Raw genomic sequence first — 22,458 nt, 5'->3', positions numbered from 1 at the left:
TTGCAAAATATTACATCCTTGGTTAGGCGACATTCATGTCAGTTACAGTTAGATTTGCTCCTTCACCCACCGGTTTCATTCATATTGGCAATGTGCGTACAGCATTGTTCAATTGGCTTTATGCGCTTCAAAGCGGCGGCCAGTTTGTTTTGCGCTATGATGACACCGATGTTGCTCGCTCGAAAACAGAATATGCAGAGCAAATTGCCAAGGATTTGCAGTGGCTTGGTATTGAGCCGCACCGCGTTGAATATCAATCAAAACGCATGGCAAGCTATGATGAAGCCGCGCAAAAGCTAAAAGATGCAGGGCTGTTATATCCTTGCTATGAAACAGCCGATGAGTTGGAACGTCGCCGTAAAATTCGCCTTGGCCGAAAACTACCGCCACTTTATGGGCGCGAAGCACTGAAACTCACACAAGAAGAAAAAGCAGCCTTTGATGCTGAAGGTCGCAAGCCACATTGGCGCTTTCTGCTTCCGAACTTCGAGAGCGACCCATTTACGACGAAGCGCACTGAAATCGTGTTTGATGATGCCGTGCGTGGCCGTCAAGCGGTTGATCTTGCGTCTATGTCCGATCCCGTTTTAATCCGTGAAGATGGCACTTATCTTTACACGCTTCCTTCGGTTGTCGATGATATTGAAATGGGCGTAACGCACATTATTCGCGGTGATGACCATGTTACCAATACTGGTGCGCAAATCGCGATTTTTGAAGCGATGGGCGCAAAAGCTCCGCAGTTTGGCCATCACAACTTGCTGACAACGATCAGCGGTGAGGGACTTTCCAAACGCACAGGCGCTTTGTCCATTAAGAGCCTTGAAGAAATCGGTTATGAACCGATGGCAGTTAATTCGCTGGCGGTTCTTATTGGTACATCTGAAAACGTGTTTGCCGTGCCTGACATGGCTGCGTTGTCGGAGCGTTTTGATATTGCGTCAACAACCAAATCAGCGGCAAAATTTGACCCAGCAGAACTTGATGGGCTGAATGAGACATTGGTGCATGCATTGGCATTCGACGATGTTAAAGAGCGCCTTGGCGCAGCTGGTGTTGATATTTCTGATCCGCGTGCTCAGGATTTTTGGACGCTGATCGTCAAGAATTTGAAAAAAGTGACAGATGCTGGTGAGTGGTGGCCTATTATTGCTAGCGCCAAAGCAAATGACGCAACATTAGAAGGTGAAGATCTGGAATTTGCGCGCAGTGCTTTTGATTATCTGCCTGAAGGCGAGATAAACGACCAGACTTGGAAGTCTTGGACGGATACGCTCAAAGAAAAGTTCGGGCGCAAAGGGCGTGGTTTATTTATGCCGATGCGTATTGCGCTTACTGGACGCGCGTGGGGGCCGGAGCTTGCAGATTTATTGCCGCTTCTGGGTCGGGAAGAAATTCTGGCCCGACGACCCTAACATTGCGTTGATTAGCGCTGGCTATAATTTCATCTTTGGTCTTTGGGGCAACAAATTGCTTCATTGTTTGGGCCGTTAGATCGGCCTGCGCATTCAAACGCGATTCTGCATCTGCAAATAGGTTAGGGCGGCTGGTCGGCGCGGGCAGTCGCTTTAAAAGCGGATCGTCCTGTTTCGTTTCAGCTTTTGCAGCTGCCTCTCCGGTAGAAAGCCCTACAGCCGCTGGATCAGCTACACCACAGCTACATGTTGGACTGCGTGTTTGTGTGCGGTATTTAAAAGCCGTTGGTAGCTCTGTATAAGGCTTACCTTCCAGTGAGACCATTTCTTCGCTCTGTGCTTCTGTACTGTTTTTATAAACAAATAAGCGCGATTCAGTTGCTGGGCACAATGCGTTACATATTGCTTCATCACGCTTGAAATCGCGGTTTGATGAAGCATGAGAAACAGGGAAGTAATATCCGTCACATGTACGCACGCACATTGTGCGGTAACCGCCGCCGGTGGCGATGGAAGGCGTTGCTTTGCGTGGTGCCGTTGGGGTCTTGACGATCACTGATTTCTTGCGCGTGGTTTGACCTGAAGAATTGCAATTTAAAGCCGCAAGTTTGCGTTTGATTGATTGTGCTCTACGACCAGAACCACCACTAAAGCTTTCACGCTTGCGAATAAGCGCTTTATAATTTGCATTCATTTTGCGTAGTGTCGCTGTCATGGCCCTGCATTGGCCACTATTGCTTGAATTACAGTTGGCACGGCGCATGTCGCGTTTAACGTACCAGATTTCTGTGCTTTGGCGTTCGGCAGCAGCATCATATTTTGCATAATTGCTTGAACCGCCGCTTAGCGACGACAACTGGTGCTGCAAGCTAGCGCATTGTTGAGGGCTGGCTTGTGCATCGGACATTGAGACCGAAACAAAAGATGCCAATGCTGCAAACAGCGTTGCAGCACGCTTTGGAAATCTGGAAAATGAAGCCTTTGAACCTAGCAATGTACACCACGCCTCAAACATACGATGTGATCAAACTTACGCAACTCATATCAGATAAGAGGCGCTGTTTGATTAAAAATGCGACAAAAAATGCAACAAAGTGTAAAGCTTGATATTAGCGTTAATGTTTTCCTACGTCCGTTTACTTTGCCGCCTTAGCTTGCTGTGCTGCTTCCACAGCTGCAATTGCAGTCATGTTGACCACACCCCTTGACGTCACCGAAGTGGTAATAACATGGGCAGGCCGAGCAACACCAAGCAAAATCGGTCCAACATGAAGTGAGTCTGTCATAGATTTCACAGCATTAAGCGTAATGTTTGCTGCATCCAGATTTGGGAATACAAGCAAGTTCGCTTCACCTTCTAAAACAGAATGCTGGAACACTCTGTCACGGAGCTCTGGCACGAGCGCACTGTCTGAATGCATTTCACCATCGGCCATTATCTCAGGGGCTATTCTGTGGAGAATTTCGGTTGCACGGCGCATTTTAATCGCAGATTCAGACGGGCGAGAGCCAAAATTTGAGTGTGATACCAATGCAGCTTTAGGCTCCACACCGAAACGGCGAATTTCTTCTGCTGCAAGGATTGTCATTTCAGCCAATTCTTCAGCGCATGGATCAAGTGACACATAGGTGTCGGTGTAGAATGTGAGGCCGCGCTGCGAAATCAGAATTGAAAGCGCAGACAAATCTTGCGTGCCTTCCTTCGTGCCGACGATCTCTCGTACCGAGCGCAAGTGACGTTCATAACGTCCCTCAAGGCCGCACAGCATCGCATCGGCATCACCGCGCATCAGCGCAAGCGCTGAAATGGTTGTTGAGTTGGTGCGTACCAACGTGCGCGCGACGAATGGCGTAACGCCTTTTCGTCCACCAATGCGGATCAAATCATCGACATAATCGCGGTAACGTGGATCGCTTTGCGGGTTGATGAGTTCGAAATCGCGGTCAGGACGAATGCGAAGACCGAAACGTTCGAGCCGTGCTGTAATGACTTCCGGGCGGCCGACAAGAATTGGTTGTGCAATCTTATCTTCAATAACGATTTGAGCTGCACGCAATACGCGCTCATCTTCACCCTCTGCATAAATAACGCGCTGCATCGGTGCAGACTGCGCCGCTGCAAAGATTGGCTTCATGGCAAGACCAGATCGGAAGACGAAACGGTTCAGCCCGTCCATATAGGCTTCATGATCCGTAATTGGACGGGTCGCAACGCCGCTGTCTTCCGCAGCTTTTGCAACGGCGGGCGCAATGCGTAAAATCAAGCGCTGGTCGAATGGTGAAGGGATCAAATATTCAGGCCCAAAAATTGGGGTCTCACCGGAATAGGCACGGGCTGCAACATCTGAGGGTTCTTCACGGGCAAGTTGCGCGATGGCGCGCACGGCGGCCATTTTCATTTCTTCATTAATCGCCGTTGCGCCAACATCTAACGCACCGCGGAAAATATACGGGAAGCAAAGAACGTTGTTAACCTGGTTTGGAAAGTCGGAGCGGCCTGTGCATATCATTGCATCAGGGCGTTCTGCTCTTGCTAGATCTGGCATGATCTCTGGTGTCGGGTTTGCCAGCGCCATGATGAGCGGCTTTTCAGCCATTGATTTCAAATATTCAGGCTTCAAAACACCTGCAGCGGAAAGACCGAGGAACACGTCCGCGCCGTCAATCGCTTCTGCCAAAGTGCGTTTTTCGGTTTCTCGCTCGAACAGGCATTTCCATCTATCGCATGGAATAGGACGTCCTTTGTAAACGACACCGTCAATATCCGTGACGATGATATTTTCATAAGGTGCGCCTAAAGCGACGAGTAGGTTTAAGCAGGCAAGGGCTGCTGCACCTGCGCCTGACGTTACGATTTTTGCCGTTGTGATGTCTTTGCCAGCAAGTTCAAGGCCGTTGAGAATAGCTGCAGCAACGATAATAGCTGTGCCGTGCTGATCATCGTGGAAGACTGGAATCTTCATTTGCTTGCGAAGCTGCTCTTCAACCTCGAAACATTCCGGTGACTTGATATCTTCTAGGTTGATGCCGCCGAATGTTGGCTCCAATGCCCTCGTGACCTGCACCATGGTATCGACATCAGCTGCATCGATTTCAATATCAAAAACATCAATGCCTGCAAATTTTTTGAAGAGAACCGCTTTACCTTCCATCACTGGTTTGGAAGCCAGTGCGCCAATATTGCCAAGACCGAGAACCGCTGAACCGTTGGATACAACACCGACGAGGTTGCCGCGCGCTGTATACTCGGCAGCTTTGCTTTCATCTGCTGCAATTGCAAGACAGGGGGCTGCAACACCAGGGGAGTATGCCAGTGCCAAGTCGCGCTGGTTACCCAGCGGCTTTGTGGCTTGAATTTCTAACTTACCAGGCTTTGGATATCGATGATAGAAAAGCGCGCTTTCTTCGAAGTCGGAGAGTTTCTTTTTCTGCTCATCTTTATCTGACATGGCGGCATCCTGAATTCGTTAAAGTAATAGTGTTAATGGAGCTCATTGCTGTGGTGAAGCGTGTTTAGTGCGAAACACTTTATCTGTTTTTAAAAAGCACTTGGGTACACACCGCCGTCTAGTATGATGTTTTGGCCCGTCATATAACCTGCATGGGCAGATGCTAAAAACGCGGCTGTCGCACCAAATTCTTCAATCGTGCCAAAGCGCTTGGCTGGAATTAACGCCATTTGGTTTGCTTTTTCGATATCGATCTCAAGCCCTTTTTTATCGGCTGCAAATACGATTGTATTGCGGATACGGTCGGTGTCAAATTTTCCAGGCAGGATGTTGTTTATGGTAACATTCTTATTGGCAACTGAGCGTGCGATGCCAGCCAAAAACGCTGTTAGGCCAGCGCGGGCACCCGACGATAGATCAAGACCCAAAATTGGATTGTAAACAGACAAGGATGTGATGTTGATGATACGGCCGAACTGGCGCTCTGCCATACCGTCCACAACGCGCTGCATCAACTCAATCGGTGTCACCATGTTTTGTGTTACACCTTGAAGGATTGCATCACGGTCAAGCTCTCTAAAATCTTTCAGGGGCGGGCCGCCATTATTGTTGACCAAAATGTCTGGCTCTGGGCAGGCCTGCAATAACGCATCTTGTGTTTTGTGCTCGGAGACATCGCCTAGTACGACGGTGACTTCTACGCCTTTGGCACGTAATTCGTCGGCGGTTGCCTGAGTGATTTTTTCGTCGCGGCCATTGATTGTTAGGTCAACGCCAGCGTCAGCCAGCATGAGTGCGCAACCTTTGCCAAGACCTCGGCTTGAGGCGCAAATGATTGCCTTACGGCCTTTAATACCTAGATCCATTTTACTCTCCTGGTTCTATCCCCAAAGCGATGGTGTTGGGGGTGATACCGTACTGCCAAAATAGTGCAAGGCTGGACTCCGGTCTTTTGCCAACAATAATGGTCCATCAAGATCAACAAACTCTGCATCCTGTGCCAGCAACACCGCTGGGGCCATTGCAAGCGATGATCCCACCATGCAGCCCACCATAATTCCGAAGCCAAGTTCACGTGCTTTATCGCGTAGTTTTAGAGCTTCTGTTAATCCACCGGTTTTATCCAGCTTTATGTTCACGAAATCATATTTTCCGCGCAAATTACCAAGCTCTTCGCATGTATGAATGCTCTCATCGGCACAGATGGGCACAGGGTGGGGAATATCGAGCAATATATCGTCATCATCAACGGGTAGGGGCTGCTCTATGAGTGCGATTTTCAATCGTGAAGCTTCGCGCATCATTTTAGCAAATATATCGCTGGTCCAAGCCTCATTCGCATCAATGATTATGCGTGAACTTGGCGCATTTGCTGTCACGGCATGCATGCATGCAATATCATTATCACCGCCGAGCTTAATTTTGATAACGGCACGATGCGAAGCTGCGCGTGCTGCATCCGCCATACGGTCCGGTGTATCCAATGAGAGTGTGAATGCGGTTTCCACTGGGCGCGGTGTTATGGCGCAGATTTGGTCAGCAACAGGTTTTCCTATGGACTTAGCCTTCCAATCCCATATCGCGCAGTCAAGTGCGTTGCGCGCAGCACCAGGTTTAAGGCGTGCGACCTGTGTTTCGACTTGATTCATGTCGCCATGCTTGATTGCCGAGATTTGATCAAAAACACTATCCATATTTTCGCCGTATCGACTATATGGTACGCATTCGCCATTACCTATCAAACCATCTTGTTCAATCTGGCATAAAATTACTTCCGCTTGCGTTTTTGCGCCGCGAGAAATCCGGAACTCACCACGAATAGGATAGCTTTGTTTTTCAATTTTTATTTTTAGCATGGTCAACTCGATATCGATTGTTGTGATAATGTTGGAATTTAGTCGAGAACGAATGCAAGTGTGTCTTTCAGGTTGCATACATAGTTTCGTTAATACTTTAAGAACAGCAGCATGACTCGAACTAATAGTACAATATTAAAGAAGGGATCGGCAATTTCATCATTGTCCGATCAAGAAATACGTTTGCCTTCTTTTTCGGAGACAAGCGAGGGCGATACGCACACGATTGTACTCGATGGTGTTTGGGCTACCCATAGTGTGGGTAAGGTAGATAAGAAATTCAAAGCTATCAAGCTGCCAACACAGCCTGTTCGTTATATTATCGACTGCGCTGATATAACCATGCTGGACACAGCCGGAGCGTGGATGATTTCCCGTCTGAAGTTACGGATTCAGGACGATGGTAATGAGGTTGAAGTTTTAAACCTAAGCAAAAATAACGAAATTTTGCTCGATGCAGTAATGCATGCAGTGACCAATGACAAAAGTGAAGTTGTGAAGCCTGCGCAATTCCAATTGTCTGGAATATTGGCAGCAATTGGCAAAATGTCATATTCGTTTGCCGCGGATTTTATGGCTTCGATGAATTTGCTTGGCGCAGCTGTTCGAGGCTCGCATGGGAAAACAGGCCAAGGCCGCCGTATGTCATTTGCGCCGATCGCCAGCCAAATAGATAAAATGGGCGTGGGCGCTATTCCAATCATCGTTCTGATGAGCGTGATTATGGGCGCTATTATTGCGCAGCAGGGCGCCTTTCAGTTGCGTTATTTTGGCGCAGAGATTTTCGTCGTTGATCTCGTCGGTATTTTGGTTTTGCGCGAAATTGGTGTCATTTTGACTGCAATTATGATCGCTGGCCGATCAGGCAGCGCGATTACAGCTGAAATTGGCTCGATGAAAATGCGCGAGGAGGTTGACGCGCTAAAAGTCATTGGCCTCAATCCAATCAGCGTATTGATTTTGCCGCGCTTGGTAGCGTTGGTTATTTCTCTGCCGCTTTTAACGTTTGTTGCGAATATGGCCGCTTTGGGCGGCGCGATGATTGTTGCTCAAACATATTCGGGTATTTCTCCTGATGCCTTTATGACCCGTGTTCGGGAAGCTGTCGATATGACGAGCTTTTTTGCCGGCATCATCAAAGCGCCTTTTATGGCAATTATCATCGGAATTATTGCTTCGGTCGAGGGCATGAAAGTGGAGGGCAGTGCGGAATCGCTGGGTCGCCGCGTCACATCGTCTGTTGTTAAATCCATCTTCGTCGTCATCGTGGTTGATGGCCTTTTTGCAATCTTCTTTGCGGCGGTGGATTTCTAGATGGTTGATGTAAATAACATTGTTTTATCGGTTCGCGATGTTCATGTGCAATTTGGCAATCATGTCGTGCTTCATGATCTTGATCTTGATGTTTATGCGGGTGAGATTCTCGGATTTGTCGGGGGCTCTGGTACAGGTAAATCTGTGCTGATGCGTGCCGTATTAGGTCTCAATCAACGTCAGAATGGTCAGGTCAAGTTTTTTGGCCATGACATCGATACCGCTGATGAAGAAACGCGTTTGGCAATCGATATGCGCATGGGCGTTTTGTTTCAGCATGGCGCATTATTTTCATCGCTTACGGTGGCTGAAAATATTGAAGTGCCGATGCGTGAATATCTTTCAATGCCTAAAAGTCTGATGCGTGAACTTGCGCTTGTTAAGATGGAATTGGTGGGGCTGAAGCGTAGCGATGCCTATAAGCTTCCATCAGAACTGTCTGGCGGTATGATTAAACGCGCAGCATTGGCTCGCGCTTTGGCGCTTGATCCAAATATTGTGTTTTTGGATGAACCAACATCAGGCCTTGACCCTATCGGGGCCGCCGAATTCGATGGTTTGATTGCAAAGCTTCGCGATACGCTTGGCCTGACTGTATATATGGTGACGCATGATCTGGACAGTTTGTTTTCTGTAACAGACCGAATTGCAGTGCTAGGGCAGAAAAAGGTTATTGCTGTTGGTGATCTGCAATATATGCTTGCTCAGGACGATCCGTGGATACAATCCTACTTTAAGGGCGAACGGGCGCGCACTATTCCAGCCTTTGACGAAGCGCAACGTAAAATGAAGAACAATAATTCTAAGTTAGCGAGCCAGTAAGATGGAAACGAAAGCAAATTATACACTTGTTGGTTTGTTCACAGTCGCAGTTTTTGCGGCTTCGTTCGCATTTGTGTTTTGGATCGCAAGATCCGGCGGCGGCGAAGCGCAGACCGACCTTGATGTTGTGATTGAAGGTTCTGTTACAGGCTTGGGCGTTGGCAGCCCAGTGCTGTTCAATGGTATCAATGTTGGCAAGGTTACAAATTTGCGCTTTGACCCAACCAATCCAAGGATCGTGATTGCGCGTTCGCGTGTACGTGACAATTTGCCAATCACACCTTCTACGAAGGCGGTTCTTGGCTTTACTGGTCTTACTGGTATTGCGCATATTGAATTTGAAGGCGGCGATTTTAATGAGGCGACTGTTTTTCAAGCGGCTGAAAATGAGGGCGGCGTTGCCTCGGTTACAGCAGACCCATCTGCGGTGAACAATTTGCTCATTACTGCGCAGGATATTTTTGATCGCACGGACAGTGTTTTGAGCGAATTGGAAGGCTTTGTTGCTGATGCGCGTGGACCGCTGACACAAACCCTCACCAATACGGCTAAGCTGACTGATGCAGCGGCTAAGAACACAGATAAAGTTGAACTCTTTATGAAGAGCATGGGCGATCTTGGTACGACGTTGGAAGCGGTGTCGGGCGATATGAGTACTCTGCTTAATAGTGCGAACGGTTTAGTTGCTTCTATACCGCCTGAAGATTTGCAGGCAATTTTGACGAATGCAAAAGGTGTGACTGAAAACTTTAATAAGTTGTCTGGTGATTTGACCGGCGTTGGAAGCTCTGTAACTGCATTGGTTGACGCATATTCTGGTACAGGACCTAAGGTTGTGCAGATTGTAAGCCAGCTACAAGATATTCTCGGTGCAGTTAAAGCTGAAGACATCGACAGGGCGGTTAGCGGATTTGCCGATGCAGGAACGGAAGTTCAAAAAGCGGCCAAAGAAGTAAGCACGCTGACGGAGGGGCTCGGCGAGCACCGCAAGGATATTGAAACTTTGCTCGCCAATGCGTCGCAAATGGCAGAACGCCTTAATGCGGCATCCGTAAGGGTTGATGGTGTTTTGGCCAAGGTTGATGGTTTCCTCGGCGATAGTTCAGCAGAAAATGTTATGGACAATGTCGATCAAACGCTGGCCTCATTTCGCGCTGTAGCTGATACGCTGAATGCGCGCCTTGGCACGATAACAGCTGGCCTTGAGAGATTTTCGGGCAGGGGATTGCGCGATGTTGAGGCGTTGGTTTCTGAAACGCGTCGCTCTATTAGCCGTATTGAGAGTGCAATCACATCGCTCGAAAGTAACCCACAACGACTACTGTTTGGCGGTGAAGGTGATGTGAAGCGTTTTGACGGCGCACGTCAGCGTCGATAATGTAATTGTCAAAGTGGTGCGGTTATTGACCGCGCGCTTGGTGTAAATGATTGGTTTTTGTAATGGTAAATTTGATCGCAGAAACACGTTTCTTTCGCGGTGCAATCGGTGCAATCGGTTTCGGTTTGCTCAGTGGCTGTGCTGCTATTGGTGGCCAGAAAGCGATTTCTGATACGTTTGAACTATCTGCTGCGGAAGTCACCAATGCACAGTCCGTGCGCCGTGGTTCTCAAATTTTGATCGTTGAACCGGTCGCGCTCAAAGCACTTGATTCCGAGAACATCGTGATTGAGACATCTAATCTCACCATTCAATATCTATCTGAAGCGCAGTGGAGTGATCGTCTCCCGCGTGTGGTTCAGCAAAAGATTGCGACGGCCTTTGATAATTCAAACAAGTTCGCTGGGATTGGTCTGCCTGGACAAGGGCTGGCCATTGACTACCAGTTGATTACTGAAATCCGTGAATTTGGGGTTGTTGCTACTGGTAACCGCGCGAAAGTAACAATCGCTGTGAAACTGCTTAATGACAGAACAGGTAATGTTATTTCCAGCCAAGTGTTCTCCTCGACTGCGAATGCAGGTTCAAGCGTATCAAGCGCTTATGTGCGTGCACTCGATACTGCCTTCAAAGACGTTAGCGAGAAAATGGTTGTTTGGGTTACGACTAAAATTTAACAGCTTTTCATATCGATATAAAAAGGCCGGATTGCATCGCTGCATCCGGCCTTTTTGTTTGGATTATTGACTGCGGTTTACTTTAAGTGGCCGCTTGCATGAGCAAGCATGGTGTACACTTTGCCTGTGTCAGATGTCAGATAGCTAAGTGCCATCGTGCCATCACGATCATTGCGGCTTACATCATCAATTAGTCGTTCAAAATCGGCAATGTAACGATCGACTGTGTCTGCAAATGTTCGGTCGTTATCATAGCGCCGCTTCATTTCCTCAAAGGTTTTCTGCCCACGCAATGTATAAAGACTGCGTGTGAATATGTTGCGTTCACCGCGGCGATAGCGATCCCAGAGCGCAACCGATGCTTCGTGGTCAATTGCCTGAGCGATATCGGCTGACAATGTGTTGAGCGTATCAGCTTTACGCGCATCTGTTGGTTTAGGTGCCCTTGCTGCGCCGGCAGTAGGTAAATCACCTTCTTGCGATGCGCGGCGTAGCAAATCGCTTACCCAGCCATTTGATGCCGTTTTATCACTGCTTGTTGGCGCAGCACTCACTGTGCCTCGTAATTGAGGCTGTTGTGGAGCAGATGTCCGCTGCACCTGTGCAGCAGGACGGTTTGCAACTGGTGCCTCGACTGGCGCTGTTTTAGTAGCGGTCGCCGAGGCCAAGGCCTTTTTTCCGCGGGCTCCCCCGTTCCCGACATCGAAGGCGCGTCCAGAATCTTCAACGATGCGTGAAAGATCTTTCAGTGCTTTGATTTGCTCGGTTACAGCGCGGCGCATAGCGTTTGCGGATTCGCGTGTTTCTTCTGGTAGAGCCATGACACCTTTGCGAACTTCGTCGCGTGTCGTTGCAAGCTCATCGCGCATTTCAGTTGAGACACGGCGCATATCGGTGGTTGCTTCATCAAACCGGCTCATAGCCTCTTCTGCCGTTTGGCGGATAGAATGGGCCAGATTATCGGTTGAAGACAATGCGCGTTTCTCAATTGTATCAAGCGTTGAGGTAATGACGCTTTCAAATGAACGCATCAAACCTTGTATCTCTTCTGATTTTCCAACCAGACCCGCAGACAGATTTTCCAGTGCATCACGGCGCTCTTCAAGCGTAGATGACAGATTGTCTTGGGCAGAACCAAGTAGGTTAGAGGCTTGCTCTAGCACGTGGCCATGTTCGTTGAAGCGCGACGCGATTGAGGCCACGTTTTGCAATGTCTTGGTTGAAACATCATCTAATTTATTGGTGTTGGTTGTAAGTAACGAGACAGATTGAGCAAGATTTTCAGCAACACCGCCTGCTTTTTTCAAGAAGGCTTCTGTGCTTGCATCCAACCGTCCATCAATTGAACCAATGTTAGCTGCTGCATGCTCAATCAATTCACCCAATCGCGAATTAGATGCAGATAGACGTTCAACAAGATCGCCAACATTCTCGCTCAGGTTTTGGTTCATGCCTTCTACAGCATTAACGGCCTGTGCAGTTCGGCTGGTAATCGAGTTGAGCATTCCATCAACATTGCCTTCAAGATTTGAACGCATCGTTTCGACGGTATTTACTGTATCCTGCGTTTTTGCAGTCAATGTACCCATCATGCCATCGACACCGCCTTTGAGGCTGCGCTGCATATCTTCAACAGCTGTCAATGTATCGGCAGTGCGTGTCGCAAGCATATTGACCAGCTCTGCATTTTCCGCACGCAAGCGTTCGGTTGCAGCTTTCGTTGCCACTTCAAGTTCTGCCGCAAGGTTTTGGCCACTGTCAGTCAAGCGATCAACAAGCGGTTTAGCCGAGTTATCAAGAATAGTATTCAGCTCTTGAGTGCGTGCTTCTATCTGGCTTTCATAACGGCTGATTTCAGCTGTTAGGCCTTCCTGATGGCTGCGAAGGACAGCGGCAATACGTTCAGAAATGCCCTCAGAATTGTCACTCGACATTTGCGCAATGCGGTTTGCTTCTTCTTCAATTTCACGGCGTGATTCAATAACTTTGTCACGCAGTGTCGCAGCAAGTTTGCCAGCGCTTTCTTCCAATGTGCGTCTGACATTGTCGACACCCATCGTTAGTGCTTTTTCCATCGTTTCAGTGCGCTCGGTTACGATGCCTGTTTGAGACGTGAATGTCTCATCAAGTGCTGTCGTGCTTGCTTGTACTGAATCAACGGCTGCAGCCGTGCGCTGTTCAACCAGCGCTGACATTTCCATTGCTACTGCGCTTAGGCGTTCACCAAGTTTAGCGCCTTTTGCTTCCAGATCATCTGCTGGTGCACTCAGAGCTGCACCAAGTCGTTCTGTTGTACGGTCAACTGCGCCATAGATTGCATTGGTTCGTGCATCAAGCTGCGAAATGAAGCCTGTCGATGTTTCTTCAATACGCTGCGAGGTTGCTTCTGAAATCGCGGTGAGGCGGGCATCGAGCAACGATAGTTTTTCTTCAAGCGTTGCGCTTTGCAAGTCAAAGGTTTCGCTGAATTTAGCACTGTTATGGCCAATTGAACCGTTGATGGAGTTTGCTTTTTCATCAAGCTGCGCAAGGAAATTACGGCCGTCAGTATCAATGCGGCTATAGGTTTCTTCTGTCACGCGTTTAAAGCGTGCCGCTAGCTCTTCAACCTTGGCATCCATGCCGCCTGTTTGGCCAGCAAGTGCATTGGTCAGTTTTTCAGCGGTATGCTGCACAGAGCCGTAGATAGCCTGTGTTTTCTCATCAAGACGCGCCAAGAGGTCTTCAGAAGTTTCACCCAGCTTGCTGACTGTGTTGGACGTTGCTGCTTCCACGCGGGCAGCCAATTCATCGGCCTTACGGTCAATGTTTTGCGCTTGCGCAGACAGTTTTTCATCAAAGCTGGATGCATTCTTTTGCAATGTTTCGTCTAGTTTTGATGCCTGTGCGCTAAGCGAAGAAGCTAGACGGGCCGTAGTCTGGTCCGTTTTGGTTTCTATTGCATTGGCGCGCTCGTCGAGCACTTTTGCAAATTCATCAGCCTTGGCTGTGAGTGTTGCTGTACGCGAAGTAATAGAGGCGTCGATTTGCGAGCTGCGCTGTTCAAGAGTTTGTTCAAGCTCATTTTTGCTTGCATCCAAGCGTTCGCCTAGTTTGCTTGTTGTATGATCCACGGCACCATAAATGGCCTGCGTTTTTTCATCTGCATGTTGCAGGAATGAGTTTGAACGCTCGCTAATAGAGCCTGAAACCGCGTTCAGTTTTTCTGTGAACGCAGCTGCACGACTTTCAAGTTCTGCTGAAAGTGATGTTGTTATGCTTGCCGCTTGCTCGCCGATGCGGCTTGAGAATGTATCTGCACCACTTGTCATTGTTTCGGCAATTGCGCGTGTGCGTTCAAGAAGTGTCTCGTTTAACTGGCGTGCGCGTGTGTCCAGCGCATTATCAAGGCGCTCAGTACCTGTATTGACGGCTTCTACACGTGTTTGGAACTCATTGAGTAGCGATGTGCCACGTTCGTTCAGAATGCGTTCCATATCTGCCATACGCGTATCAAACTCATTCGTCATAGAGCTTGTTGCGCCGCCGATAAGTGAGACCATGGATGAAGAGCGGGCTTCAAGCGCTTCAGCAAGACGCTGGCTCGCGCTATCGGTTTCCGTCTGTAGGGTTGCGATACGTGTATCAAGCAGGCTTGCAAATGTTTCGCCTGAAGAAAGCAAATTGCCTGAAACTTCCTGCAAACGCTTGGCAATCGATTTATTGATCTCGCCGCCGCTCTCATTAATACGTCCAACCAGCTGTTCGCCAGATTGGTTGAGGGCCATGGTGAGCTGTGTCGATGCGTTCATGACATTATCGCGAATAACATCAGCAGCGCTGGTTAGCTCATCACGAAGCTCTTCGTGTGCGCCAGAAATTGAAGCACGTAAACGCTCTGCGTGGGTGACGATGCCTTCGCGCTCATTGCCAAGGTCTGTGAGCAGCGAGCGTACCCGCACTTCGTTGTCAGAATATGAGCGCTCAAGTTCATTCACTTCGGTCTGCATAAGGGCTTCAAGCTCTGATGCGCGCGCAACAGTGCGCTCAATACCTTCGCCCATTGCAGCGACTTCGCGGCGAATTGCCTGACCAACTGTTGCAACGCGGTCTGATGCCATTTTTTCAGGGGCAGCAAGACGGAAGGCAATTTCGCTCATCGAGCGGGCTGTCATACGCATTTCTTGTGCGCGGCGAATCATGATCGCAAATGAGAAGAACATAAACACAGGCACAATTGTGCCGACCAATACAGCAAGCGCTCCAGGAATTGCCTGTAGCTCTGCAAAGCTGCTCACTTGCCATACTGCAGGTGCATAGAGAGTGTGTGCCAAGAAGATGCCGCCAGCGACCCACAACAAACTAATAAGAGTAGCTACGATGTAGGATGAGCTAGCAGGCTTATTATTAAGGCGCGCAATCATTTGTGCGTATTCACGCTCTGCGTCATCATCATTGGCAGGGCGGAAAGAAGATGTTGGCGCAACAGCTGCTGTTGCGGCCGCCGCCGTCTGGCTCGCAGCCTCCTGAAGAGCAGGCTTGTTATCGCCTTTTAATTCAGTCGCGGCTTCTGCCACCTGATTTTCAAAATCATCAAGTGATAGCTCTTCATCGAGATCTAAATCCAGATCGTCACCTAGATCTTCATCAAGTGCATTTTGAAGAGCTTCTTCCATATCCAGATCAAGATCTGCTAGGTCATTCTTCTTAACTGCCATTTCGCCTCACCTGGCCCGAGAGCCTGTACGCATACTCATTATTTTTAGATGTCACTTATATTGCCTATAAAAAGGCACAATTAGGGTGTCATCACGCTTTGCCCGTATCGTATCGATACAGGCTTGTGAAATAAACAATTGAATCGCGAAACCACTAAAAGTTTAAATATAAAGTTAACGCGCTAGATAAACATCCAGCTATTTATGTCCAAAATCCAGCAATTCCGCCCTTTTGTTAACCGGATGGGCAGGATTTGCTGGCACGATTAATATTGGGAACGGTTTGTGTACGCGTGAAATAAGGTGTTGATATGGGACAAGCAGTTATTAAAGCCGGTCATCCGGTGTTCTCCTCTCCTGCAGGGGAATCACACATGGAGGCGCGCTCGCGTCCTGTAGATTTGGTGCATTTAGCGCGTCAAACAGGCGGCAATCGCAATCTGGAAGAAGAGGTTCTTCAGATGTTCTTGCGCCAAGCCCATAAGCTAACGCGTGAAATGGCGCAGGATTGTGATTGTGAGACGCGTAAACTCGCTGCCCATAATTTAAAAGGCGCTGCGCGTGCCGTTGGCGCATTTAATGTTGCTAATTGCGCAGATGATTTGGAAAATAATCCTTCAGAAGTTTCTTATGTTTCTACATTAACGGCCGAGGTTAACACGACCTGTGATTACATATCCTCATTGCTGCGGTAATCGTTGCACAATATGTAGGTTGTAAAACGCCAATACTTGACAATTGACAGTCAACAGCTAAGCCGCAACTTAGAGACTAGGCGTGAGTAACGCCCAAAGCTTATCAGTTGGAGAAACCATGCCGAAGCTAACTATCGTCGCCTTTGATGGCACCAAATTTGATCTGGATGTAGCCAGCGGTTCAACCGTTATGGAAAATGCCGTCAAAAATTCTGTGCCGGGCGTTGAAGCAGAATGTGGTGGTGCTTGTGCTTGTGCAACCTGCCATGTTTATGTTGATGATGCGTGGAGCGAAAAGGTTGGTACGCCCGGCGTGATGGAAGAAGACATGCTTGATTTTGCTTATGAGCAAAAACCAACATCACGTCTTTCTTGCCAAGTAAAAATGACGGATGATTTGGACGGACTTGTTGTTCATGTCCCTGAACGTCAGGCCTGATATTTTCAAATAATAGTGAGGGGCGGCTATGCTTGACCCGTTCCGCAAAAGACAATGGCATATAGCGTCGGATCAAACTGTAGAGCTTGGTCCGCACGGTCATTTGATGGGCGTTGTGAATGTAACGCCTGATAGCTTTTCTGATGGTGGGCAATTTGCCGACCCGCGTGCTGCGGCAGGCCAAGCACTGAAAATGGTCAATGACGGCGCTTTGATTGTCGATATCGGCGCCGAAAGCACCAAGCCGAACGCAAAATCAGTTGATTGTGATGAAGAGCAAGCGCGCTTAATGCCCGCGCTGAAGGCTATTCTTGACACGTCGCCTGATATTTTGATTTCTCTTGATACATACCGTGCTTCCACGGCTGAAAAAGGCTTGGCTGCCGGCGCTCACATTGTCAACGATGTGTGGGGGCTTCAAAAGGAGCCTGATATTGCACGTGTCGCAGCCGATTATGGTGCGGGCATCGTTATCATGCACACCAATCGCGACAGAACCGTTCTGGATGATGTGATCGAAGATCAAAAGCAATATTTTGACAAGTCTTTAAAGATCGCAGAGCAGGCGGGATTGAATGAAAATCAGATCATGCTTGATCCAGGGTTTGGTTTCGGCAAGGAAACCACTGAAATCAATCTGGAATTGATGGCACGTTTTGATGAATTGCATGTTTTTGGATTGCCGTTTCTGATTGGAACCAGCAGAAAACGTTTTCTAGGGGCGATTACGGGGCGCGAGCCGCAAGATCGTGATATCGCAACGGCGGCAACGACGGCGATTTTACGTAAAAATGGCGCTGCGATCTTTCGCGTCCATGATATAAAAATAAATGCGGATGCATTAAAGCTTGCTGATGCTTTGATTGTTACCGGCCAACGTTCAGCAGGGAGGTTTGAACCTTGATATATGAAATCCGCATGAAAAACTGCGCATTTTTTGCACGCCACGGGGTCTATGATCAGGAAGAATTCCTTGGTCAGCGTTTTTACGTGGATGCTGTTTTGCAAGTTGATCCGGGCAATGCACTGGAAAACGATTCAATTGAAGGCACCGTGGATTACGGGCGTGCATTCATCGAAATTGAAAAAATCATCGCTGGCGAACGGCGCTATTTGATTGAAGCCATTGCTTTGGAAATTGGAAAATCGCTTTGCGATGAGTTTCCGCAAATTAAAGAGGCGGATATTACAGTACGTAAACCCAATGCCCCTGTGCCGGGCGTATTGGATTATGTAGAGGTTCGCGTTGTCTATAAGCCCTGATCGTGCCGAAACATCGGCTCTGATTGGGCTTGGTGGTAATGTTGGTGATGTGTGTGCGTCAATGCAGTTTGCCATTGATACTTTACAGACGAACGCGCAGTGCCGTGTCACTAAAATTTCCAAAATTTATAAGACACCACCTTGGGGCGTGACTGATCAAGACTGGTTTTTTAACGCTTGTGCTGAGATTAAAACGTCGCTTATGCCGGAGGCTTTGCTTGATCAATTGCTCACCGTTGAGCGTTTGCGGGGCAGGGTGCGTGATGTGCGCTGGGGGCCAAGAACGCTTGATCTGGATTTGCTCGTATATGGCGACACAACAGTTGCGACTGAACGGCTAACGGTTCCGCATCCGCGCATGGCGGAACGTTCATTTGTGATTGTGCCATTGATGGATATTGCGGCTGACCGCACCGTTCTGGGCCATACCATTGCTGATTATGCTAAAGAGCTAGATCTTGCGGGCATTGAGGTTGCGGCGCAAGAACTGACGCTGCCTATTACTTAATTGAGCCAACAGCCATATTGTCGATGCGGTTAAGGCTCATGCCGATGACAGGCACAAGGTCTTGTCCAACGCGCACAGAAACAGTGACATTGAGCTTATTGTCGTTTGCAAGACGCGCCAGCATAGCGCCGTTTAAATCCTTGCGTTTCAATGTGAGAACGATCCGGTCGCTGGTTACATTGCCAGCTGTTACATCAAGACCTTCGCCAAGTGCGCCATCCAGAAATGCACCTTTGTAGGTTTTACCCTTGCGGGTAACCGTTGCTTCCATTCTTTGGCTGAAAATACCGACGCGGCATGTGCCTTTAAGTGCCATGCCTAGGTCTTTGTCTGGTGTTGATCCATCAAGGTCACAGGTGAACTTTGTGCCCTTATATTTGCCAGCGACGATTTCGCCTGGGCCGCGCCAAGAGCCTTCAATTTTATTGAGAAATTTTGAATCGCGTTTTGCGTCCGCATGCGCCGGTAGGCTTGTTGTAGCAATGGCGGCGATAGATAGACACGAGGCAACAAAACGAACAAACATTGAAAACTCTTCCTGAATGGATTGGAATCATCATGCAATCATGAACAGAAATGGTTAACGCATCCTTTTTTTAGGCCGTGCGTATGCTATTTATTTGGTTCGTTTTGCTGGGGCTTTAAATTGCTCATGGAGGTGAGGTTCGCGGCGAAATCAGAGATTTTTGGCCTTTCGAGCGCATGAAATGGTGCCGGACGACACACATCGATCGCCGATAAGCCAACTCTTGCGGTCATTAAGCCATTAATAACGCCTTCGCCTAAACGAGCAGATAGTTTGGCGGCCAGTCCATGGCCTAAAAGTTGCTGGATGATACCGTCGCCAATAGCGATAGAGCCTGTGACAGCCAAATGCGCGACGACACGGCGCAGCAAGCTGAATGTGCCGACAAGGCCACTGCGCCCACCATAATGTTCGCACATAACGCGTATCAGCCGAATGTTTTCATAAAGAACATAGCCTATATCGACGATAGCACGCGGAGACACCGCAGTGACAACGGAAACGCGTTTGGCTGAGTTCATCACGATTTGGCGTGCCTCGCGGTCAAGACCTGCAAGGAGTTCGCGTTCGGTCAAGGCATAACGATCTTGTGCATCCATGACCTCATTTTTATTGGCTTTCAAAATGCTGCGGCCATGGGCCGTTTTTGGGTGGCCTTCAAAATGTGATTCAAGTTCTTTTGTTACGTTGTTGATTTCTTTGGGTTTGTTTTCCGACAGGGCAACCTCAATACGCTCGCGCAACTTAGATACGGAGCGGATTTTCCAAATGCCGCGCAGCTCGCGTATTATGAAAGCCAATACGCCCAGCACGAACAAAGCTGCAGCAAGCATGGCTGCACGGCCTAGCCAAAGATTTTGTGCGGCTAAATCGGATATCAAATTTTCAAGCCATAAGCCCAAAGAAGCAGATATGAGAAAGCCAAGCGCTGCCGTTGCGAGGGTACCAAATTTTATACGGCTTTTTCGCAATCGCTTTTGCGGCGGCGGCGGTGCTAATGCATCCAGTTCACCGCGCTCTTCTGCTGCAAAAAAGGCTTCATCAGTCTTTTCATAATTCAGCGTAGGCGAGGCAGGTATGGACCGTGGTTTGCGCGGCTTTGGCTTTGCTTTTTCGACGTCTGGATTGCTTGCCTGATTATCCTCTGCGGGTACAGAAAATGCGCGTGGCTTGCGAGAATCGGAAGGTTGCTTACTCACTGGAGGCGATCTCCCAAGAGGAATTGTAGCGCTTTATCAAGACGAATATGCGGCAATGAAAGCGTTATGCCTTCTGCGGTGCGCTCAACTTTGGGGGGCTTGAAGCGGACAAATCGTTGCTGCGGCATACTTTCCATGCGGAATAATGCTTCTGGGTCATCGGGCAGATCGCCGGGAAAAACGGCGGTTTGGCGGATGCCGTCAAATATTTCATCGCCGATACGTTCGCCTTTGGCCGGTATGCCGACGACGACCGGTAATTTTTCGCCGCCATCATCAATCGTGGCTTCTTCGGTGGCGCGCACGGCAGCCATAGCCACCGTTTCTATTGATGCGTTGGCAAAGCCTGCTGAGACAGTCACATTTTTCACCAGTCGGTCGACGACAGCTTCCAGCCGGTCATGGCTTTCGTGGTGCAAATGGTCGGCTTTTGTTGCGGCAACAAGTATTTTGTCGATGCGTCGCTGCCATAGCGATGTCAGCAAATTACCCGCACCTGGGCGGAAGCAACTCATGATTTCAACTAAGGCACGCTCTAAATCGGCCACGGCATCAGGGCCAGCATTGATCGCTTGCATTGCATCGATCAGAACAATTTGACGATCAAGGCGCGTGATGTGTTCGCGGAAAAATGGTTTAACGACCAGCGTTTTATAAGCTTCATAGCGCCGCTCCATCATTGCTTGAATGGAGCCCGGCTCTGCGTGGTCTGTAACATTGGTGAGGGGTGCAAATGTCAGGGCAGGCGAGCCTTCCATATCTCCTGGCATTAAGAACCGTCCGGGCGGTAATGTGGAAAGCGCTAGCTCATCCTTGCGGCAATTAGCAAGATAGGTTTTGAAGCTGTCTGAAAGTTCTCTGACAGCTGTTTCATCTGCTTCAGCATTTGATTCAAGCTTGTTTGCTAAGTCTAGGAATTCGCTTGCGATTTCAGTGCGTTTCTCACTTTTTGCACGGGCAATGGATTCGCGCGAGAATGTCGCAAAATCTTTGCGCAGCAGTGGCAGATCGAGAAGCCATTCGCCGGGATAATCGACAATGTCCAAATGGAGCTTGTTGCGGGAAAAAAAGCGTCCCCATCCTGATGCGGTTTCATATTCAATTGTTAGGCGTAGCTGCGATACGGCGCGCGTTGATTCAGGCCATATTTGATTTTTAATGAGGTCTTCGATGTGTTTTTCATAGGCAAAGCGCGGCACACCATCATCAGGTTGTGGCTCAAGGTAGGCTTTAGAAATTCGATTGTTATGGGCAGGTTCAAAAAGCGGCATACGCCCGCCATGGATCAAATTGTGTACCAAGGCTGAAATGAATACGGATTTTCCCGCTCTGGATAGGCCCGTAACGCCTAACCGTACATTGGGATAAAAAAAGCTCGTGGCGCGCTCGGAAACCGTGTCCAGCGCGATAAGCGCTTCATCTCCTAGTGAAGTCAGAGAAGCCAAACTATTCAACCTTTGTGCACAAACGTAAAAACAACCTTCTTATAAAGTAGTTACACTATGGGCACATTTCAAAAAGTAATTGCTATAATGATTAAGCGTTACAAATCGCGTGGTCGCAAATAATCTTCCAGCGTCCACTTTGTTTCTTGAATATTACTCATAGGGCCGTCGAATTTTAATATTGCGACGCAGGCTGTGCCAAATCCCATATTGATATGGGTGTAAGCTTCGTCATTGCCTGTTTGACCCAATGCGATGGCAAGATCTTCAAGCATCGGGTTATGGCCGATTAACATCAGATCGCCATCATGTCCCATTTCAGACGCAACTTCCAGATAGCCGGGGGCATCCGTAGAATAGAGTGTGTCTGTGAAGGTGACATTTTCGCGCCAGCCATCATTTTGATCGATAGCGTCAAAGGTTTCACGCGCCCGGTCAGCGGCGGAACAGATAATCTGAGTTGGAATAAGACCACGCTTGCGCAATGCGACACCGATGCGTTGAGCTTCTTCGATGCCTTCTGGCGATAGCTTTCTGTTGAAATCCCGCATGCCAGGCTCAGCCCAACTCGCTTTTGCGTGACGAAACAGAAAGAGTCGGCTCATATGGTTCTTATCCTGCTTAAATTATAGTCAATCGATAGACGTTATAATATCAGATTTCAATTAACATTTGTGAACTGTGACCCGCAAATGTTGTGTGAGAATAAAGCTTAGAATCATTTTCACTCAATCTTCACTTGTTCCATAGCTAAGCTATGAGTATACACCGCCCA

General features: G+C 48.6%; 19 protein-coding genes. 10 read left to right on the top strand and 9 right to left on the bottom strand.

Annotation, left to right across the window (positions count from 1 at the left end):
* Positions 1-35: 35 nt before the first annotated feature.
* Positions 36-1,415, top strand: coding sequence for a glutamate--tRNA ligase (gltX, locus tag C504_RS0104825; RefSeq protein ID WP_018688176.1), 1,380 nt, complete (start codon positions 36-38; stop codon positions 1,413-1,415).
* Here gltX and C504_RS0104820 read toward each other — a convergent pair.
* The 4 genes from C504_RS0104820 to dgcA all read right to left on the bottom strand — a co-directional run bounded on the left by C504_RS0104820 (position 1,333) and on the right by dgcA (position 6,720).
* Positions 1,333-2,409: a DUF2865 domain-containing protein gene (locus tag C504_RS0104820; protein ID WP_169385081.1), complete on the bottom strand. Its 1,077-nt coding sequence runs from the start codon at positions 2,407-2,409 to the stop codon at positions 1,333-1,335. The two genes, gltX and C504_RS0104820, sit on opposite strands and share 83 nt — an antisense overlap.
* Before the next feature lie 142 nt (positions 2,410-2,551).
* Positions 2,552-4,864, bottom strand: coding sequence for an NADP-dependent malic enzyme (locus tag C504_RS0104815; RefSeq protein WP_018688174.1), 2,313 nt, complete (start codon positions 4,862-4,864; stop codon positions 2,552-2,554).
* Positions 4,865-4,953: 89 nt separating this feature from the next.
* A complete protein-coding gene (locus tag C504_RS0104810) occupies positions 4,954-5,730 on the bottom strand; it encodes an SDR family oxidoreductase (RefSeq protein ID WP_018688173.1) in 777 nt (258 codons plus the stop codon).
* Between the two features lie 15 nt (positions 5,731-5,745).
* Positions 5,746-6,720, bottom strand: coding sequence for an N-acetyl-D-Glu racemase DgcA (gene dgcA / locus C504_RS0104805; RefSeq protein WP_018688172.1), 975 nt, complete (start codon positions 6,718-6,720; stop codon positions 5,746-5,748).
* Positions 6,721-6,831: 111 nt separating this feature from the next.
* Between dgcA and C504_RS0104800 the strand changes: the two genes are divergently transcribed.
* The 4 genes from C504_RS0104800 (at position 6,832) to C504_RS0104785 (ending at position 10,911) form a co-directional block, all read left to right on the top strand.
* Positions 6,832-8,034, top strand: coding sequence for an MlaE family ABC transporter permease (locus tag C504_RS0104800; RefSeq protein ID WP_041951493.1), 1,203 nt, complete (start codon positions 6,832-6,834; stop codon positions 8,032-8,034).
* Positions 8,035-8,856 carry an ABC transporter ATP-binding protein gene (locus tag C504_RS0104795; protein WP_018688170.1) on the top strand — a complete coding sequence of 274 codons (822 nt, stop codon included), beginning with the start codon at positions 8,035-8,037 and terminating at the stop codon, positions 8,854-8,856.
* 1 nt (position 8,857) lies between these two features.
* Positions 8,858-10,234, top strand: coding sequence for an MCE family protein (locus C504_RS0104790; protein ID WP_018688169.1), 1,377 nt, complete (start codon positions 8,858-8,860; stop codon positions 10,232-10,234).
* A gap of 62 nt (positions 10,235-10,296) precedes the next feature.
* Complete coding sequence (locus C504_RS0104785) at positions 10,297-10,911, top strand: ABC-type transport auxiliary lipoprotein family protein (RefSeq protein ID WP_083923137.1); 615 nt, start codon at positions 10,297-10,299, stop codon at positions 10,909-10,911.
* A 77-nt stretch (positions 10,912-10,988) separates the two neighbouring features.
* Here C504_RS0104785 and C504_RS0104780 read toward each other — a convergent pair whose 3' ends face one another.
* Positions 10,989-15,608 (bottom strand): apolipoprotein A-IV repeat region-like domain-containing protein, encoded by a 4,620-nt coding sequence (locus tag C504_RS0104780; protein WP_018688167.1) that lies wholly within the window; start codon positions 15,606-15,608, stop codon positions 10,989-10,991.
* 311 nt (positions 15,609-15,919) lie between these two features.
* Between C504_RS0104780 and C504_RS0104775 the strand changes: the two genes are divergently transcribed.
* The 5 genes from C504_RS0104775 (at position 15,920) to folK (ending at position 18,513) form a co-directional block, all read left to right on the top strand.
* Positions 15,920-16,303 (top strand): Hpt domain-containing protein, encoded by a 384-nt coding sequence (locus C504_RS0104775; RefSeq protein ID WP_081774001.1) that lies wholly within the window; start codon positions 15,920-15,922, stop codon positions 16,301-16,303.
* 118 nt (positions 16,304-16,421) lie between these two features.
* Positions 16,422-16,742: a 2Fe-2S iron-sulfur cluster-binding protein gene (locus C504_RS0104770; RefSeq protein WP_018688165.1), complete on the top strand. Its 321-nt coding sequence runs from the start codon at positions 16,422-16,424 to the stop codon at positions 16,740-16,742.
* 28 nt (positions 16,743-16,770) lie between these two features.
* Positions 16,771-17,646, top strand: coding sequence for a dihydropteroate synthase (gene folP / locus C504_RS0104765; RefSeq protein WP_018688164.1), 876 nt, complete (start codon positions 16,771-16,773; stop codon positions 17,644-17,646).
* A complete protein-coding gene (gene folB / locus C504_RS0104760; protein WP_026317225.1) occupies positions 17,646-18,005 on the top strand; it encodes a dihydroneopterin aldolase in 360 nt (119 codons plus the stop codon). Before folP ends, folB begins: the two co-directional genes overlap by 1 nt.
* Positions 17,995-18,513 carry a 2-amino-4-hydroxy-6-hydroxymethyldihydropteridine diphosphokinase gene (gene folK / locus C504_RS0104755; RefSeq protein ID WP_026317224.1) on the top strand — a complete coding sequence of 173 codons (519 nt, stop codon included), beginning with the start codon at positions 17,995-17,997 and terminating at the stop codon, positions 18,511-18,513. The genes folB and folK overlap by 11 nt, the downstream gene beginning before the upstream one ends.
* On the opposite strand, the gene C504_RS0104750 is transcribed toward folK, so the two are convergent.
* From C504_RS0104750 to C504_RS0104735, 4 genes are all read right to left on the bottom strand, one after another.
* On the bottom strand, positions 18,506-19,039 hold the full coding sequence (locus C504_RS0104750; protein WP_018688161.1) for a hypothetical protein: 534 nt from the start codon (positions 19,037-19,039) through the stop codon (positions 18,506-18,508). The two genes, folK and C504_RS0104750, sit on opposite strands and share 8 nt — an antisense overlap.
* A gap of 86 nt (positions 19,040-19,125) precedes the next feature.
* Positions 19,126-20,238: a YcjF family protein gene (locus tag C504_RS0104745; protein WP_018688160.1), complete on the bottom strand. Its 1,113-nt coding sequence runs from the start codon at positions 20,236-20,238 to the stop codon at positions 19,126-19,128.
* On the bottom strand, positions 20,235-21,683 hold the full coding sequence (locus C504_RS0104740) for a YcjX family GTP-binding protein (RefSeq protein WP_026317222.1): 1,449 nt from the start codon (positions 21,681-21,683) through the stop codon (positions 20,235-20,237). The genes C504_RS0104745 and C504_RS0104740 overlap by 4 nt, the downstream gene beginning before the upstream one ends.
* Before the next feature lie 98 nt (positions 21,684-21,781).
* Entirely contained in the window at positions 21,782-22,288 is a 507-nt protein-coding gene (locus tag C504_RS0104735) for a SixA phosphatase family protein (protein ID WP_026317221.1), read from the bottom strand.
* Positions 22,289-22,458: the final 170 nt, after the last annotated feature.

The sequence above is a fragment of the Ahrensia kielensis DSM 5890 genome (genome assembly GCF_000374465.1).
Taxonomy (GTDB): domain Bacteria; phylum Pseudomonadota; class Alphaproteobacteria; order Rhizobiales; family Rhizobiaceae; genus Ahrensia; species Ahrensia kielensis.
This window is presented reverse-complemented; position numbering and strand designations above follow the sequence as displayed.

What these genes read in the sequence shown, in the direction of transcription:
- gltX (WP_018688176.1), top strand. Translation starts at nt 36, where the DNA reads ATGTCAGTTACAGTTAGATTTGCTCCTTCACCCACCGGTTTCATTCAT.
- dgcA (WP_018688172.1), bottom strand. Translation starts at nt 6,720, where the DNA reads ATGCTAAAAATAAAAATTGAAAAACAAAGCTATCCTATTCGTGGTGAG.
- C504_RS0104770 (WP_018688165.1), top strand. Translation starts at nt 16,422, where the DNA reads ATGCCGAAGCTAACTATCGTCGCCTTTGATGGCACCAAATTTGATCTG.
- C504_RS0104815 (WP_018688174.1), bottom strand. Translation starts at nt 4,864, where the DNA reads ATGTCAGATAAAGATGAGCAGAAAAAGAAACTCTCCGACTTCGAAGAA.
- C504_RS0104735 (WP_026317221.1), bottom strand. Translation starts at nt 22,288, where the DNA reads ATGAGCCGACTCTTTCTGTTTCGTCACGCAAAAGCGAGTTGGGCTGAG.
- C504_RS0104800 (WP_041951493.1), top strand. Translation starts at nt 6,832, where the DNA reads ATGACTCGAACTAATAGTACAATATTAAAGAAGGGATCGGCAATTTCA.
- C504_RS0104810 (WP_018688173.1), bottom strand. Translation starts at nt 5,730, where the DNA reads ATGGATCTAGGTATTAAAGGCCGTAAGGCAATCATTTGCGCCTCAAGC.
- C504_RS0104795 (WP_018688170.1), top strand. Translation starts at nt 8,035, where the DNA reads ATGGTTGATGTAAATAACATTGTTTTATCGGTTCGCGATGTTCATGTG.
- C504_RS0104780 (WP_018688167.1), bottom strand. Translation starts at nt 15,608, where the DNA reads ATGGCAGTTAAGAAGAATGACCTAGCAGATCTTGATCTGGATATGGAA.
- C504_RS0104750 (WP_018688161.1), bottom strand. Translation starts at nt 19,039, where the DNA reads ATGTTTGTTCGTTTTGTTGCCTCGTGTCTATCTATCGCCGCCATTGCT.
- folP (WP_018688164.1), top strand. Translation starts at nt 16,771, where the DNA reads ATGCTTGACCCGTTCCGCAAAAGACAATGGCATATAGCGTCGGATCAA.
- C504_RS0104785 (WP_083923137.1), top strand. Translation starts at nt 10,297, where the DNA reads ATGGTAAATTTGATCGCAGAAACACGTTTCTTTCGCGGTGCAATCGGT.
- C504_RS0104775 (WP_081774001.1), top strand. Translation starts at nt 15,920, where the DNA reads ATGGGACAAGCAGTTATTAAAGCCGGTCATCCGGTGTTCTCCTCTCCT.
- C504_RS0104790 (WP_018688169.1), top strand. Translation starts at nt 8,858, where the DNA reads ATGGAAACGAAAGCAAATTATACACTTGTTGGTTTGTTCACAGTCGCA.